Below are 17,014 nucleotides of genomic sequence, written 5' to 3'. Positions count from 1 at the left end.
TCAAATTAAATAATACTTTTGCGAAAAATTAAAAAGTAAAAATTTTAATACGATGTACTGGACCTTAGAATTAGCTTCATACCTGGAGGACGCTCCATGGCCAGCTACTAAAGACGAACTTATCGACTACGCCATTCGTTCCGGTGCACCGATCGAAGTAATCGAGAACCTCCAGGAACTGGAGGATGAGGGAGAAATTTACGAGGGGATTGAAGATATCTGGTCTGATTATCCGTCGCAAGACGACTTCTTCTTTAATGAAGATGAATATTAACCAGCGCTGCTGATAGCGACTCCCGTTCATACTATGACACATAATTTTTGAGCCGCTCCCGGACAGGGTGCGGCTTTTTTATTATAGCGTAAAGCTGAAAGCATAAAGCAAAAAGCTATTGTGGAGAATAACCAAAGCGATTTTAAGTACCCGCTAAGATTATTTTCCACAATAGCTTTTTGCTTTATGCTTTCAGCTTACGCTTATTTTTCCATCTGATCGATCACTGGCTTGGAAACGCCTGTGAAAGAGAAACCGCCGTCGTGGAACAGGTTCTGCATGGTCACCATCCGGGTAAGGTCGGAGAACATGGCGACTGCATAATTAGCGCATTCATCGGCGGTAGCATTACCCAGCGGGCTCATTGCATCTGCGTAGGTCATAAAGCCATCGAAGCCTTTCACGCCGCCACCTGCGGTGGTTTTAACGGGAGACTGAGAGATGGTGTTTACGCGCACTTTCTTAGCAGTACCGTAGTGGTAACCGAAGCTGCGGGCAATTGATTCCAGCAAGGCTTTGGCATCCGCCATTTCGCCATAGTCAGGGAATACCCGTTGTGCAGCGATATAAGACAATGCAATGACAGAGGCCCATTCGTTCAATGCATCCAGTTTGTAAGCTGTTTGCAGTACGCGGTGCAATGACATCGCAGAGATATCAAATGTTTTGTGATTAAAGTCGTAATCCAGGTCGGTATAGCTTCTGCCTTTACGAATATTCATACCCATTGCTACAGAGTGGAGAACAAAGTCCACTTTACCACCAAAGTGCTCCATAGATTTGTTGAACAGGTTGGTCAGATCATCCATGTTGGTAACATCAGCCGGAATAACAGGTGCTTTGCAGGTTTCGGCCAGTTTGTTGATCTCTCCCATACGCAGGGCAATAGGGGCATTGGTAAGCACAATTTCAGCGCCTTCTTCCACGCAACGCAGGGCAGTTCTCCATGCAATAGATTTTTCATCCAGTGCGCCGAAGATGATACCTTTTTTCCCTTTTAATAAGTTATGAGCCATTTGGTCAAAAATTAATTTCGGCAAAAATAGTCGTTATAGTTGAAAAAAAAAGCTGTTAACTCCCGGTGAAACGGTTTTAGCTGGGGACTTACCCGCTAAAGCCGCATTACCAGTGGTTAACAGCTAAATATGCTTCCCAAGCCTGCCACGGCTTTTTGGCTATTTAAACTCTAGGAAGGAATCGCCAGCATCTCCCGCGCATTCTCCAGGGCCGCTGCTGTAGGCTTCTCTCCACTCAGCATCTGGGCAATTTTGTTCACCCGTTCCTCTTCCGATAGTAAGCGCACGCTGGTGGTTACTTTCTCCGCTTTGGCTTCCTTGTATACAAAGTAATGTGCGTCTGCTTTTCCGGCTATCTGCGGTTGGTGCGTGATACAGATAATCTGGTGCGATTTAGCCAGGCCTTTCAAAATGATACCTACCTGGCGGGCAGCTTCTCCCGAAATACCGGTGTCTATTTCATCAAAAATAAGCGTAGGTAAGGAAACAGATTGAGCTACCAACGATTTAATACACAACATCAGGCGGCTTAACTCCCCACCGGATGCTACTTTCCCAACCGGCGCAAACTGGTTACTCTTATTGGCATCAAATAAAAAGTCGATAGTGTCTTGCCCATATGGATTCAGCTCACCGGTTACGATATCTACCTTTAATCGCGCATTAGGCATGCCTACCTGTGCCAGCAGTACATTCACCTGTTTTTCGAACGGAATGGCCTGTTCCTGGCGGTAGGTACTGATGACGCCCGCCAGCTGCAGAAGTTGTTCTTTTAAACGGGCCTGTTCCTGTTCCAGGCTCGCCAGCTGTTCATCGAGGTTCAGTACATTTTCCACTTTTACGGTCAATGCCTCTTTGATGACCAGCAACTCATCGGTGGTTTGTACGCCATGCTTTTTAAACAGGCGATATCCCAATGCCATTCTTTCATTCACCAGCTCAATGCGTTGTGCATCGTACTGCACCTGGTCGTTGATTTGTTCCACCTCGCCTGCAATATCCTGCAATTCCAGGTAAGACGACAACAACCGTTCAGCAATGGCAGGCATCTCCTTATGAAAAGCAGATAATCCCTGCAGGGAAGACTGCAACTGCTTTAGTTGTTGCAGAATAGGCTGTTCATCTTCCTTCAGCTGAAAATATACCCGGTTCAGCGTATTCTTTATTTCTTCTGCATGGCTCAGCGTTTGCAACTCTGACTCCAGGTCTTCTATTTCGTGTGTGCTGAAACCCGCATCGGTTAACTCTTCCAGCAGGAAGCGATTATAATCCAGTTCTTTATTGGCGCTGTCGCGGCTGTCAAACAGTTGCTTGTATTTCTTTTGTACCTGTACGTACTGTACATATACCTGGTGATATTGCTGCATTTCCGCCGGTTTATTCACCAGGGCATCAATCACTTCCCGTTGGAAATCGGCGTTACCCAACGCCAGGGTATCAAATTGCTGGTGCAGGTCCACCAGGTAGCTGCTCAGTTCCGATAGCTGGGAGATATTAACGGGGGTATCATTTACAAAAGCTCTCGACTTACCGGTAGCACTAATCTCTCTTCTTATGATTAACTGGTCTTCCAGGTCTAGTTCATGTTCCTGGAAGAAAGCGGCCACCTGTGACTTCTTTACTTTGAAGAAGCCTTCGATAATGCATTTCCCGGTTTTATCAAACAATACTCCAGGGTCGGCCCTTTCACCCAGGATTAGGGAGAGTGCGCCCAGTAATATTGATTTACCTGCACCGGTTTCACCGGTGATCACATTCAGGTTTCCTGAAAAATCTACTTCCAGGTGATCGATAATGGCGTAGTTCGTAATGGTTAATCGCTGTAACATAAGTAAGGAAATTCCTTTATGATGTTGAAAGCTCAGGTTCCGTTTACCCGCTGAATGCCTGCTTTGGCCCGCTGGTCAAGGGAATTCTTATAATCATGCCCTTTCATGCTCAGGCAACGCTGATAACATTCCAGTGCTTTGGCTTTTTCATTTCTTTTTTCATAAATATAACCCATCTGGAGGGAAGCCCTGGCCGCATAATATTCCGGCCGGTTAACACCCACTTTTACGGTTACATCGTACATGGCAATGGCCTGGTCGTCCTGTCCGCTCTCATCGTATATCCGTCCCAGCCGGTAGGCATATTCCAGCTTATCTTCCATGGCAGGAAAATCGGCTGCTTTCTTTGTCAGCAACATCCCTAACGCTTTGCTGAAATATCCGCCATCGCTTAATAACCGCACTCGTAGCAGAAATGGATTCGGCCATTTACCCGCTTTGGCCTCTTTCAGCGCCTGTTTGTCTGCGTCAGTTTCCACACCGCCTTTCGTAAGGATCAGGGCCCGGTATTTATCTGCCGCCGCCTGGTTGCCTTCCAGGTAATAATACCAGCTGAGTCGCTGTAAACACTCTTTCACATAAAACTTGCCCTTGAAGTTATTAACAAACCGCTCCAGGTAAACATGCGCATCGGGATCCAGCCTGGTTAATTTCAACAATCCCATTACATAGTTGTAGTACTGAATATCTTCATATTCTGGCGTATCATTTCTCTCCTGTAATACCTTAATTCCCGTGGCAGCTTTTTGGTTATTAAGTGCCAGGTTAGCCACCATTAACGCAAACAGGTAATTATTCTTGGTGTCGAGTTGTTTACGTTGCAGGAAATCCCAGGTATCTTCCGGTTTATTCACAATAAAGAGCGTCAGGTAGCAATAATAGTAATAGGATTCCTCCCTGAACATTTTTGCTTCCGGGCTATTGCTTTCAATGAACTTATTCACATTAGCCATGCCATCCTTCATGCTGCCTTTCAGGCCAAGGATATTGGTGATCCACCTGTATCCTTCGGGGATGGTGCCAAATACTGTTTGCATGGCGCCCAGCAACAAGTTGTTGGGAACAAAATCAGGAAAAAGCCGTTGATTCTCTTTCAACATCATATATGCTTTCCGGATTTCCCAGGTAGCATCCCACTTTTCATCGAACTTGATCTTGATCATAGCCCACTGAAACTTTACGGCCGCCTGTGTATACAAATAATACGGAGAATCCGAAGGACCTTCCGACAGCTTATTGAGCCGGAACGACCTTAAACTTCTTTTCTTCGCATATTCTCCCGCATCTTCATTAAAGAAAAGGGGAAAGAAGTCTGCATAATTGTCCAGGAAATAAGGCGCCAGGTTATCCGGGTGCTCTTTTTTCTCCGCTTCCAGCAAAGCCCTGCCCGTACTTATGCGTAATTGCATAATTGCATCGTACGCCTGTTCGCAACGGATATTAAAATCATATACTTTCTGCCTGGCACTTACATTCAACCCTACACCCAACAGTAACAACAAAGAAAAAATAATACGCATACGGGGAAAATTCCGGAATTAAAGGCCAAATCTCACATATCATCGCTCAAATCCCAAATAAACAAATTCATTTTTTTAAAGTTGCATTGCCCCATCCAATTCCCTGCCACAAAATAAAAGAACTACTACGCAAGGTACCTGCGTAACCGCAGTGATCGCAAAGCTAATATAATTAGTAAAACAAAACTAAATAAATTAGTATATTTTTTACGGAAAGGGCTATACGAAAAAAGGGCATCCATGGGATGCCCTTTCAATTTCTTATGACAAGTATTATCGGCTAGATCGTTACGGTAGCTTCCAGGTCGTTGTCTACCAGGATACGGCCACAGTGTTCACAAACGATAATTTTCTTGTGCTGACGGATTTCTGCCTGACGTTGAGGAGGAATAGCGTTGAAGCAACCACCGCATGAATCGCGTTCTACGGTTACCACAGCCAGACCGTTACGGTAGTTCTTACGGATCTTTTCGTAAGCCTGCAGTAAACGTGGGTCTACCTTGGATTTCGCTTCTTCGCTGTCTTTACGGTAAGCTTTCTCTTCTTTATCAGTTTCAGCAATGATCTTTTCCAGTTCGCCTTTCTTGTGCTTCAGGTTAGCTTCTTTATCAGCTACTGCTTTCTTAGCCATTTCAAGAACGCGACTCTTGTCTTTTATTTCTTCATTCGCATCCTTGATATGCTTTTCAGCCAGCTTGATTTCCAGCGCCTGCATCTCCATTTCCTTGGTGATGGCTTCAAACTCACGGTTATTCTTCACATTATCCTGCTGCTTCTCATACTTCTTGATCAACGCTTCAGCCTCTTTGATGGCGTTCTTCTTGCTGGCCACGAAATCCTGGATACCTTTTACCTCGTTCTCAATATGAGACTGACGGGTGTTCAATCCTTCGATTTCGTCTTCCAGGTCCTTTACCTCCATCGGCAACTCCCCTTTCAGCACCTGGATTCCATCCAGTTTGGAATCAATCTTCTGTAATCTGAGTACAGACGCTAATTTTTCTTCAACGGAGTATTCTTTTACGGTTGCCATGTATTATAAATAATTTACCGGGTTTGTTTTAATCGTAGATTTAAGAGGCGCAAAATTACGGAATTTTTCAGTCAATATATGATAAAATAATTCCACTGTAAACTGCTCGCTCTCAAAATGTCCGATATCTGCTATAACTAATTGATTTTCAGTATCAAAAAATTCGTGATATTTAAAATCTGATGATATGTAGGCATCAGCCCCCGCCGTAATCGCCTGCTTCAACAGGAAACTTCCCGCTCCTCCACATAACGCCACCTTTTTTACGGATTTGCCCCGCAAAGGGGTGTATTTCACACAACCTGCCTGAAACTGCTGCTTCACATACTGCAAAAATTGCATCTCTTCCATCGCCTCCGGTAACTCGCCTATCAACCCCGAACCTACCTCCTGGTATGCATTATCCAGGCTTACCACATCATAAGCCACCTCTTCATAGGGATGGGCCACCAGTAACACCTCTATAATTTTGCCTTCCAAATATACCGGAAAAATCACTTCCAACTTTATTTCTGCCTCAAAATGTCTTTTTCCCGGGGTACCCACGTAAGGATTAGTGTCCGCCGACCCCTTAAACGACCCCAACCCCGGCGCGTTGAAGCTCGTTTCGCTATAGTTACCAATATTTCCTGCCCCGGCTGCAAATAATGCGTCTCTTACCTTGTTAACATCAGCCTCCGGCACAAATGTGTATAACTTTTTCAGTAATCCCCGCTTAGGCTGCAACACCCGGCACATTCCTAACCCCAACTTCTCCGCCATCTGCCGGCATACCCCGTTCTTTACATTATCGAGGTTCGTATGGGCCGCATACACGGCAATATCATGTTTGATGGCCTTAATAGCCACCCGCTCTACATAGTTTTTTCCATTAATCTTTTTCAATCCCCCAAAAACAATAGGGTGATGGGCAACCACCAGGTTACATCCCCGGGCAATCGCCTCTTCTATTACTTCTTCCGTTGCATCAAGTGTCAGCAATACATTAGTCACCTCCCAACCAGCATTTCCAAATATAAGCCCCGCATTGTCATAACTCTCCTGGTACTGTACAGGAGCAAACTCCTCTATCGCCTGTATAATCTCTTTGATCTTCATAGCTGAAAAATTAATGGTTCATTGACGGCATCAACTAAATTTGCAAAAAAATAAATTTTATGCCCGGAAGCAAATCTACAGCAGAACTATATGCCGAATACAAAATAAAACTGCAAAAAATTGCAGACGTAAAAAATGCCCTGGCTGTATTGGGCTGGGACCAGGAAACTTATCTCCCCGAAAAAGGCGCCGGATTCCGTGGCCAGCAAATTACCACCCTCAGCACCATCGCACACGAATTGTTTACCGCCCCCGAACTCGATGCCGTACTGCAAGCCCTCAAAGGCCAGTCATCACTCGATCCGGTAGCACAAAAAAATATTCTGCTCTCCACGGAAGATTTTGAGAAAAATAAAAAATATCCGCCTGCTTTTGTAGCCGAAATGTCCAAGGTAACCAACGAAAGCTATCATGCCTGGATAAAGGCCCGCAAAGCCAACAGCTACGATCTCTTTGCTCCGGCACTTTCTAAAATGATCGCCCTTAAAAAACAAGAAGCCGATCTCCTTGGATATGAACACCATCCCTACAACGCCCTTCTCAACGAGTACGAAAAAGGTGCAAATACAACGATGCTCGACACCATCTTCGAAGAAGTAAAAACAGCCTTATCTCCCCTACTGGCACAAATAGAACAGCAACCTGCCATTCCTAAAGATTTTCTCCACAAGCACTACGAACGGAATACACAGTGGCAGTTCGGGATCTCCCTGCTGGAAAATATGGGATATGATATGCAAGCCGGCAGGCAGGATATTTCCGAACATCCGTTTACAACCAGCTTCAACCCCCATGATGTGAGGGTTACTACCCGCATCGATGAAAATGACTTCGGTAACATGACCTGGAGCTGCATTCATGAAGGCGGACATGCACTATATGAACAAGGTCTGCCTACCGAACAATATGGCCTCCCCTGCGGTGAAGCTACCAGCCTGGGCATCCATGAGTCGCAATCACGCCTTTGGGAAAACAACGTTGGACGCAGCCTTATTTTCTGGCAACATCACTACCCTCGTTTACAGCAACTATTCCCGGACAACCTCGGTAACGTTACACTGGAGGCATTTTATCGCGCTATCAACAAAGTTCAGCCATCCCTGATTCGTACCGAAGCCGATGAATTGACCTATCACTTCCATATTATGATCCGGTATGAAATTGAAAAAGGATTGATAGATGGAAGTATACCCGTGAAAGACCTGAAACATACCTGGAATGAATATTACCACCGATACCTGCATGTAACTGTACCCGATGATGTACAGGGCGTATTGCAGGACATTCACTGGTCGCACGGTAGCTTTGGCTATTTCCCAACCTATTCCCTGGGCAGCTTCTATGCAGCACAGTTCTTTACCGCTGCACAACAACAGGTACCGGGACTAGACAACAGTATCGCCACTGGTAACTATCAGCCATTACTCGATTGGTTGCGTACTAACATTCACCCCTTTGGCAGATTCTATACTTCTAACGAATTGTGTAAAAAGGTAACCGGAAAGCCACTGGCATTCGGCGATTTCCTTGCCTATGCCCAGAAGAAATACAGCGGTATCTATCAGTTTTGAGAACATTATATCTATATAAAAAAGGGGAGAGATTATATACATCTCTCCCCTTCTTTTATCAGTCATCGGTAAGATATACTAGTAATTGCCAAACATCTTCTTCAGTTTCGGCATAAAATTAATAAACACTTCGGATCCCTGCCGGGCAGGATGAGAATTGTAACAGGCCTGCAATACCTTAATATCGAAAACGGGTGCAAACAATTCCTGGTATTCCGCCACTGATCCGCCATATGGCGGCCCTTCCTGTGGAAAATCACGATCAAACAACACACCTACCAGGTGTCCTCCAGGACGGATCAGTGAGTGCATATGCCTCACATAGTCCAACCGGCGGGACGGGTCTATGGCACAAAAAAAGGTTTGTTCCAATACCAGGTCATAGGTACCGGTATGTGTAAAAAAATCCTCCTCCAACACTTTTACACGGGTACGGTTAAACATTGTACGCAGCTTTTCTATCAACACCGGGGCAATATCCAGTACCGTTACATCACTAAATGCCTGCCCCGCCAGGTAGGCAGCTTCATAACTATTGCCTCCCCCGGGAATGAGTATACGAATATCCCGGTTATGTACCTGGTCGATATAAGCTTTCAATGGTGGTGATACTTCGCCCATATCCCACCCCGTAGCGCCACTGATATACCTGTCATTCCAGTACTGACTATCCATATCCAATATTCTTTTACGCTAAGTTACGGCCATTCAACAACATACATAAAACCCAAGGTTTTCCAAACATTATTACTACTTTTATACTTTATAAATACACCTATGAACCGGCCTTAATGCCAACCTATGCCATGAAAAGCCTACATCGTCATCTGCGGATTGTCACCAGACACATTGCCCTTTGTCTGCTCCCCATATTTATCATGGCTATCGCCGCCCATGCACAATCTGTTTCCATCAGCGCAGATAAAACAGCCGGCTGCCCTCCGTTCCTGGTTAACTTTTCTGCTACACTGGATCCTGGTTATCAACAAATTGAATGGGATTTCGGACTCGGCGCCAATGTTACCAACGAATTGACCCCTTCCAAAACTTTTCAGAATCCCGGCGTCTATCATGTGAAAATGATGGCTACTTATGGCGCCAACATCATCACCAGGCAACTAGACATCCAGGTATACAATAAGCCGGTGGTGAATTTCACTACGGTAAACCTCAGCGGATGTGCCCCATTTATGGCTGCTTTCAAAGACCAGTCCACCCCCGGAGACGGTACCATCACCGATATTACCTGGGATTTTGGAGATGGCGGCGGCGGTAATGGCGCCAACGTCACACATACCTTTACGCAACCGGCCACTTATAACGTGGTGAGCGTAGTAACTAACTCCAAAGGGTGTTCCAGCGCAGGTGGACCAGTACCCGTAAAAGTACAGAGCGCCCCCGCTCCCTCCTTTACGGCCGACAAAACACAAAGCTGTACCGCCCCGCTGACCGTCAACTTTTTCAATACAACGGTTAATAACTCGCCCGACCCAGTTACCTATACCTGGGACTACGGTGACGGGAGTACGGGAACTGCTAACCAGCACCTCTACACGAAACCAGGCAGGTATACGGTAAAGCTTACCGCCGCTACCAATGCCGGTTGTACAGCCCCGCTGATCAAAACCGACTATATCGTTATAGAACAGGTGAAACCGTCTTTCACCGCTTCTTTGGCATGTGCCGGGCAAGCCGTCAATTTTAAAAACACTACCCAACCCACACCAGACAAGGTGACCTGGGCGTTTCCAGATGGCACTACACAAACAACCACAGATGCCGCAAAACAATTTTCCACTGCCGGCGACTATCTCGTTAAAATGCAGGCCTCCCTGGGCACCTGTATGGAAGAAGTACAGCAAACCATCCACGTAAATCCCATCCCGCAGATTGACCCGGTAGCCACACCCGTTAGCGCCTGTAACACGCCGTTTACCACCCAATTTAATGCTACCTCTTCCAACGCTACTTCCTGGAACTGGAATTTTGGAGATGGCGCCAGTACCACCCTGGAAAATCCTTCACACACCTATACAAAAGAAGGTACCTATACCATTAGCCTTACCGCTACCAATACCCTGGGATGTAGCAGCACAGTGAGTAAACGCGATTATATCAGCATCGTAAAACCTAATCTCAGTGTATACCGCAGCGCCACGGAAGGATGTATTCCCCTGCCTGTAGACTTCTATGCAGAAATTGACCTTCCCGATCCTATTACCAGCTATCAATGGAATTTTGGAGATGGTTTGACTTCTACTGATGCCAAACCGCATCATATTTTTACGAAAGAAGGTATCTTTTACGTCACCTTAACCATTAAAACAGCGGGCGGTTGTACTGCCAACGGCCAAACCGTCATCAGCGCCGGTCAAAAGCCGGTAGTAGATTTTGTGGCTACCCCGCTGAAATCGTGTGCCAAAGACCCGGTACAGTTTACCAATCTCTCCACTCCCCGGGGTACCTCCTGGAACTGGACCTTTGTACAGGACCAAAGTACCAGCACCGATGAAAATCCGAACCACCGCTTCAATGAAATAGGTAGTCACGATATTATACTGGAAGTGAATAACTACGGTTGCCGCGTACAGTTAATGAAAAAAGATTACATCCAGATCATTCCGCCCATAGCCCGTTTCAATACCGCGCCGGATTGCGTAAACCCCTACCATCGCAAGTTTACAGACAATTCTACTTTCGGTCCTATTCCTACTGCCGTAAAAACATGGCTGTGGGAATTTGGTGAAAATGGCGCTACCTCTACCGATCAAAGCCCCGACTTCACCTACAAAACTACCGGTATCAAACAGGTAAAACTCACCATCGACAACGGCATCTGTACCTCTACTACCACTCAATCCGTTAATATCATCGATGAACATCCGGCTATTACGCCTAACAAACCGCGTATCTGCCGGGGTGAAAATATCAGTATGACCCTGGGGGCAATCAACAATGATAATATCAATGAATACAGCTGGGATTGGGGCGACGGCACCGCCCCGCAAACCATTCCCGCATTTAGCTTTGATCCCGGCCAACCGGTAACCCACCAATACAACAAAACAGGTACGTTTACTATTCAACTAACCATTACAGATAAAAACAGCTGTACCAGGACATCGGCCCCGGTTACCGTCGACGTCAACGGATCTGATCCGGACTTCGACTATGTGGGTAAAAAATGTAAGGACGAAATTTTCACATTCACGGATAAATCCACGACCAACGCCGGCAACCAGATACTAAGCTGGCAATGGGACTTTGGAGACCAGAGCGCCAAAGAAACCTATACCACTCAGCCGGTAGGGATTAAACACACATACACTAACGCAAACGATTATACGGTAATACTCACTGTAACAGATAAATTTAGTTGCGTGGTGAAAGCGCAGAAGGTGATTGCATTTGAAAAAGTAAAGGCCGATTTCATGGCGCCTACCAACATTGCCTGCCTGGATAAAGCTTTTACTTTTGTTGACCAGTCGCAAGGCAACATACAACAGTATGCATGGGACTTTGGCGACAATACCACGGTTACCAGCAGCAATCCAAGCAAAATATACAGCGCACCCGGCACTTACCCGGTAACACTTAAAGTAACTACTGCCGGCGGATGTACAGACCAAATCACCAAACCCAACTTTATAACGGTTCCCGATCCAAAGGCCTCTTTTAAAATCCCCGATAACCTCGACTTATGTCCGCCAGTGAAAGTATTATTTACCAATACTTCCACCGGTTATAAAAATGCCAACTGGGATTTCGGAGATAACGGCACTTCTACGAAAAATGATCCGGATGTGCATATTTACGCCCGTGCCAAAACCTACAACGTGGTGCTTACTGTTTATTCTGAAGGAGGATGTGCCAGCACCGCTACTTTACCTATTACCATTAAAGGTCCTGATGGTACCATGAAAACAACGCCTACCCAGGGTTGTGTACCGTTGGATATCAGCATCAGCGCTACCTCTGTAAAAACAGACAGCTATATGTGGGACTTTGACGATGGTACCGTATTAACTTCAAAAACACCTGTTTCTCCCGCCCATACCTATACGAAACCGGGCATCTATTATCCCAGGGTATCGTTGCAGGATGATCAGGGCTGTGTGGTAAAAGCCGATGGGAACGACAAAATTATTGTAGATAAGGCAACTGCTGATTTTACCACCGACGATTTTAAAGTGTGCGGTGGCGGAAAGGTGACCTTTACCAATAAAAGTAAAACCCTCACCAAAGATTCGCTGGCGCTGGACTTTAGCAATACTTGGGATTTCGGCGTACCCGGCGATCCCAATAACAAAGCTAGTACTTTTAATGGCATCTTCAATTATCCACAGCCGGGCAGTACCAATGTAACGCTGCGGGTAACGAGCGCCTATGGCTGTAAAGACGATAAAACACTGCCAGTAGTGATTCCACCGCAGGCAGTGCCGGACATTGCACCCATTGCGTCTTTGTGCGTTTCCGGTAAAGTACAGTTATCCGGTAGCGACCGTAAAAATGTACCTGGCACCAAATGGTTATGGCAGGTAGGCACCAGTCAAACATACGACCAGCCAGTACCGCCGGAAATAACGCTGAGTACAGCTGGCACTATACCAGTAACATTGACCATTACCAACGCTGACGGTTCCTGCCCGGCTACTACGACTGCCAGTATGGTGATTAATCCTTCGCCGGTATTGAACCCCTCGCCGGATGTGGCGTCGATTTGCCGTGGCGCAGTCTTGCAGCTGCAAGCCAATACCACCGCCAATGTTAAGGTAGCGTGGACTGACTATAATATCTCAGACCCGGCAAGTGTATCTCCTACTGTAAAACCAGAGATAGATACAATATACCATGTACTGGCTACTAACGAATACGGGTGTACGAATAAAGCGGAAATACCGGTGAGTGTAACGCAGCCGTTCCGCATCTACGCATTAGATGCAGAAATGTGTGAAGGGGCAACCGTGCAGATGTTGGCGGGCGGTGCTTTGCGTTATCAATGGATTCCGGCGCGTGGACTTAACCGCGCCGATATTGCCAACCCGGTGGCAAGTCCGGATGGCAATATTACCTACCAGGTAGTAGGCTACAATAACAGCACTTGTTTCACGGATACGGTACTGGCCAGGGTATATGTTCGCACCGCGCCAAAAGTAAATGCCGGTCCGGATATCGTTACGGCCACTGGCTCCGTGATTCCATTGCCTGTTACCGGTAGCGATGATATTACGCAGATAGAATGGACTCCTATCCAGGGTCTCAACTGTTATAACTGCCTGGCGCCAACCGCCACACCTACTGACGATATTACTTATCATGTCAAAGTAACCAATCGCTTTGGATGTGTAAGCACCGATGAGGTGGCGATTAAACTGGTATGTAACGAAGGCAACGTATTCATTCCCAATTCCTTTTCTCCTAACGGTGATGGTCAGAACGATGTTTTTTATGTGCGGGGAAAAGGTATGCAAACCATCCGGCGCTTCCGGGTATTTAACCGTTGGGGACAATTGGTGTTTGAACGGCTCAATGCCAATACCAACGATCCTGCAGCCGGATGGGACGGACGTTTCAACGGAACTCCACTCAATCCTGATGTATTTGTGTACTACGTGGAAGTGGTATGCGATAAAGGTGCGGTAAACCTGTTGAAAGGCAATATCACCCTCATCCGGTAAATGGATTTTCAGATGTACTGGCAACCGAACACCACCGTTTATTAAAGTCAATCGTCAAAAAATCTGAAAAATCAAAAATTTTATATATGTAATTTTTATTAATTTGTGCAGTCATTCAGTCAATGGAAAACCTGTGTACCTATGAAATCCCTACAGGCAACGTGTTTACGGACATTTCTGCTCATTGCAGGTCTCTTACCCGCCAATAGCTTACTGGCGCAGAAAGCGGATTTTAGCTATACCGCATCGCCGGGTAACTTATGTACACCTGTTACCCTTACTTTAAAGAATAACAGTACTGGAACACCTATTGCCTATAACTGGGATTTTGGAGATGGCAGGACTTCTCACGACCCTGAGCCACAAATTACTTATACCAATGGCGGACCGGTTAAAATTACATTGGAAACCCAGTATAAAATAAATGGCGGCGTTATTACCAGCACCTATTGGCGTGATATTATCCTTGGCAGCACCCCTGTTGTCAACTTCTCTGCAGATGTTACCAAAAGTTGCAAAGCTTACACCGCCAATTTCACAGATGCCACGCCCGGCGCGGCCAGCCGCACCTGGGACTTTGGAGATGGAACAGTGGTCACTACCAGCAACGCCTATATGCCACACACCTATACCCAGGCAGGCAAATATGATGTGACCCTCACCGTTACTAACAGCAACGGCTGTACGGGCACCTTGAAAAAAACGGCCTATATCGATATCTCGCTGCCCTTGCTGGATCTGGCTACCCCATTGTCGGGCTGCGTGCCTTATACCGCTGTATTCAATGGTCTTTCTTCCAATGACATGCACGATCCGGTAACATCCTATGCATGGAATTTCGGAGATGGCAATACGCAAACCACCAGCGGAGGCAATGTGAGCCATGTATACACACAAACAGGTACCTACAATGTAGACGTTACCGTTACTACACAGAACCAATGCGTGGTAACAAAGTCGTTCGATAAATTTGTACATACCGGTAATCCTCCTTCCAATGTAGGTTTTACGGTGTCGCCTACCAGCAGCTGTGTAGGTGAACCTGTACGTTTACTGGCCAACGCTAATTTTGCAGATACCTACAGCTGGGATTTCGGAGATGGTACTACCAGCGAAGGCAGTAATAATGATATCAAACATTCCTTCGCCACCAACGGCACGCTAACCGTACAGATGAAAGCAGGCGGCAACGGCTGTTTCACGGCAGCTCCACCGGCCACCGTGGTGATCACCGGACCAGTTTCACACTTCAGCCTGGTGCGCGACTGTACAGATAAAAGCAAATTTATTTTCACCAACCAATCTACCGGCATCAATGCCAACAGTACTTTTGAGTGGGATTTTGGAGATAATTCACCTGTTGTAAATACCCAGGACGCCGTACATAACTACACCACACCCGGCAACTACACCGTGCGCCTGACCATTGGAGAAAACGGTACCAACTGCAGCCACAGCAGCTTCCAGACAGTTTACTACTTTAAAGCCGACTTTACCAGTGGCGTAAGTTCTATCTGCCGGGGCAGCAATACTACTTATGAAGTGCTCAACGTGCCATTGGCACTGGTATCCAGCTATACCTGGCAACTGGGCGATGGAACCGTATACACTACTACCGATCAGAGCTACGTGAAAACCTGGACCATGGCTGGCACCTTCAATAATAAACTAACGATCCGGTATAAAGATCCTGCCTATTGTGATGATATTGTGTTTAAGCCCAATGATATCAACATATTGGCGCCCATAGCCAACTTCACTACTGGTTGGCCTACCTGCGCCGGTCAGCCGGTCAGCTTTACCAATACGACGGTTACCTCTCCCAATATCCCTATTACCGACTGGTACTGGGAGCTGGGCAATGGGCAAACTTCCAAATCGCAAACGCCTCGGGGCACAAAATATACGACCTCCGGTCCACAGCTGGTAAAACTGGTGGTAACTGATGCCCGTAATTGTAAGGATTCCATCATACAAACAGTGAATATTAATGCAACCCCTTTTGTTAAGGCATCTGCCCAGCAGGCTAAAATCTGCGAAGGCAACAGCGTATCGCTTAATGCATTATCTGATGGCACGGTGCAATGGTTATCCGGTGCGGGACTTAGCTGCACCTCTTGTACGGATCCCTTAGCCACACCGCTGGCAAATACCCGTTACCTGGTGCAGGCTACTAATGCCAACGGCTGTACGGTATTTGATTCTACAGATGTGGCGGTTGTGCCTAAAGTTAATCTCACGGTCAGTAAGGATACTATTGCCTGTTATGGCACTTCCGTACAACTGAAGGCCAACGGCGCCGCTATCTATAACTGGACACCCGTTACGGGGCTGACCAGCAACACCATTGCCAATCCTATTACTACACCGATAGCAGATATTACCTACCAGGTAACGGGCACCAATGATCCGTTGTGTCCTATGAGCGCGCCATTGTCAATAAAGGTGGCGGTGAAGCCGGTACCGCAGGTCAGTGCAGGAAAAGATCAGACGCTTACCGTGGGCGATGTAGTAAAGCTGATGGCCAGCGGCAGCGCAGATATCGTACAATGGAAATGGAGCCCCGAAGATTATCTCGATAATCCCAGCTCCCCCTATGTTACCGCAGCAGTGCGTAAACCAATGACCTATAGCATTACCGGTACCAACCAATTTGGATGCAGCAAAAGCGATGTGGTAAAAATAGACCTGATCTGCAACACAGATGTCATATTCATTCCTAATACCTTCAGTCCTAATGGCGACGGGCAAAACGACGTCTTTTATCCCCGCGGTAAGGGCATTAGCATGATTAAATCTTTCCGCATTTTTAATCGCTGGGGACAAGAGGTATATCACCGGGAGCGTATTAATATAGATGATATTACTATGGGCTGGAATGGCACGCTCAATGGCAAACCGCAACCCGCCGATGTATACATTTATTTCATCGAGGCATATTGCGACACCAATGATTTCTTTCAGCTAAAAGGCAATGTAACATTACTCAGATAAT

10 protein-coding genes are annotated in these 17,014 nt (G+C 46.4%); 4 read left to right on the top strand and 6 right to left on the bottom strand.

Annotated features, from left to right (window positions below; translation table 11 throughout):
• The first annotated feature begins 52 nt into the window (after positions 1-52).
• The gene (locus HGH90_RS13595; RefSeq protein ID WP_012794455.1) at positions 53-274 is read left to right on the top strand and encodes a DUF2795 domain-containing protein; all 222 of its coding nucleotides are present in this window, start codon (positions 53-55) and stop codon (positions 272-274) included.
• A gap of 203 nt (positions 275-477) precedes the next feature.
• Here HGH90_RS13595 and HGH90_RS13590 read toward each other — a convergent pair whose 3' ends face one another.
• The 5 genes from HGH90_RS13590 to HGH90_RS13570 form a co-directional block, all read right to left on the bottom strand.
• Positions 478-1,290, bottom strand: a complete 813-nt coding sequence (locus tag HGH90_RS13590; RefSeq protein ID WP_168761947.1) for an enoyl-ACP reductase — start codon at positions 1,288-1,290, stop codon at positions 478-480.
• Positions 1,291-1,460: 170 nt separating this feature from the next.
• Entirely contained in the window at positions 1,461-3,119 is a 1,659-nt protein-coding gene (gene recN, locus HGH90_RS13585; protein ID WP_169191317.1) for a DNA repair protein RecN, read from the bottom strand.
• Between the two features lie 32 nt (positions 3,120-3,151).
• Complete coding sequence (locus HGH90_RS13580; protein ID WP_168761945.1) at positions 3,152-4,639, bottom strand: tetratricopeptide repeat protein; 1,488 nt, start codon at positions 4,637-4,639, stop codon at positions 3,152-3,154.
• Between the two features lie 280 nt (positions 4,640-4,919).
• A complete protein-coding gene (locus tag HGH90_RS13575; RefSeq protein ID WP_145664830.1) occupies positions 4,920-5,672 on the bottom strand; it encodes a zinc ribbon domain-containing protein in 753 nt (250 codons plus the stop codon).
• 3 nt (positions 5,673-5,675) lie between these two features.
• Positions 5,676-6,770, bottom strand: coding sequence for a Nif3-like dinuclear metal center hexameric protein (locus HGH90_RS13570; RefSeq protein ID WP_169191316.1), 1,095 nt, complete (start codon positions 6,768-6,770; stop codon positions 5,676-5,678).
• 59 nt (positions 6,771-6,829) lie between these two features.
• On the opposite strand from HGH90_RS13570, the gene HGH90_RS13565 reads away from it, so the two are divergent.
• A complete protein-coding gene (locus HGH90_RS13565) occupies positions 6,830-8,341 on the top strand; it encodes a carboxypeptidase M32 (protein ID WP_169191315.1) in 1,512 nt (503 codons plus the stop codon).
• A gap of 78 nt (positions 8,342-8,419) precedes the next feature.
• Here HGH90_RS13565 and HGH90_RS13560 read toward each other — a convergent pair whose 3' ends face one another.
• Positions 8,420-9,016 (bottom strand): methyltransferase domain-containing protein, encoded by a 597-nt coding sequence (locus HGH90_RS13560; RefSeq protein WP_168761942.1) that lies wholly within the window; start codon positions 9,014-9,016, stop codon positions 8,420-8,422.
• A gap of 131 nt (positions 9,017-9,147) precedes the next feature.
• Here HGH90_RS13560 and HGH90_RS13555 point away from each other — a divergent pair, with 131 nt between their 5' ends.
• Both HGH90_RS13555 and HGH90_RS13550 read left to right on the top strand, forming a co-directional pair.
• Positions 9,148-14,019: a PKD domain-containing protein gene (locus HGH90_RS13555; RefSeq protein ID WP_169191314.1), complete on the top strand. Its 4,872-nt coding sequence runs from the start codon at positions 9,148-9,150 to the stop codon at positions 14,017-14,019.
• A 141-nt stretch (positions 14,020-14,160) separates the two neighbouring features.
• Positions 14,161-17,013, top strand: a complete 2,853-nt coding sequence (locus HGH90_RS13550) for a gliding motility-associated C-terminal domain-containing protein (RefSeq protein ID WP_169191313.1) — start codon at positions 14,161-14,163, stop codon at positions 17,011-17,013.
• Position 17,014: the final 1 nt, after the last annotated feature.

It is taken from the genome of Chitinophaga sp. Ak27 (genome assembly GCF_012726295.1).
Lineage (GTDB): Bacteria > Bacteroidota > Bacteroidia > Chitinophagales > Chitinophagaceae > Chitinophaga.
Note: the sequence above shows the minus strand (reverse complement) of the source record. Positions and strands in the feature narration are given on the sequence as shown.

Bases quoted from the DNA above. Each gene is read 5' to 3' on its own strand.
- HGH90_RS13595 (WP_012794455.1), top strand. From the start codon at position 53: ATGTACTGGACCTTAGAATTAGCTTCATACCTGGAGGACGCTCCATGG.
- HGH90_RS13590 (WP_168761947.1), bottom strand. From the start codon at position 1,290: ATGGCTCATAACTTATTAAAAGGGAAAAAAGGTATCATCTTCGGCGCA.
- recN (WP_169191317.1), bottom strand. From the start codon at position 3,119: ATGTTACAGCGATTAACCATTACGAACTACGCCATTATCGATCACCTG.
- HGH90_RS13580 (WP_168761945.1), bottom strand. From the start codon at position 4,639: ATGCGTATTATTTTTTCTTTGTTGTTACTGTTGGGTGTAGGGTTGAAT.
- HGH90_RS13575 (WP_145664830.1), bottom strand. From the start codon at position 5,672: ATGGCAACCGTAAAAGAATACTCCGTTGAAGAAAAATTAGCGTCTGTA.
- HGH90_RS13570 (WP_169191316.1), bottom strand. From the start codon at position 6,770: ATGAAGATCAAAGAGATTATACAGGCGATAGAGGAGTTTGCTCCTGTA.
- HGH90_RS13565 (WP_169191315.1), top strand. From the start codon at position 6,830: ATGCCCGGAAGCAAATCTACAGCAGAACTATATGCCGAATACAAAATA.
- HGH90_RS13560 (WP_168761942.1), bottom strand. From the start codon at position 9,016: ATGGATAGTCAGTACTGGAATGACAGGTATATCAGTGGCGCTACGGGG.
- HGH90_RS13555 (WP_169191314.1), top strand. From the start codon at position 9,148: ATGAAAAGCCTACATCGTCATCTGCGGATTGTCACCAGACACATTGCC.
- HGH90_RS13550 (WP_169191313.1), top strand. From the start codon at position 14,161: ATGAAATCCCTACAGGCAACGTGTTTACGGACATTTCTGCTCATTGCA.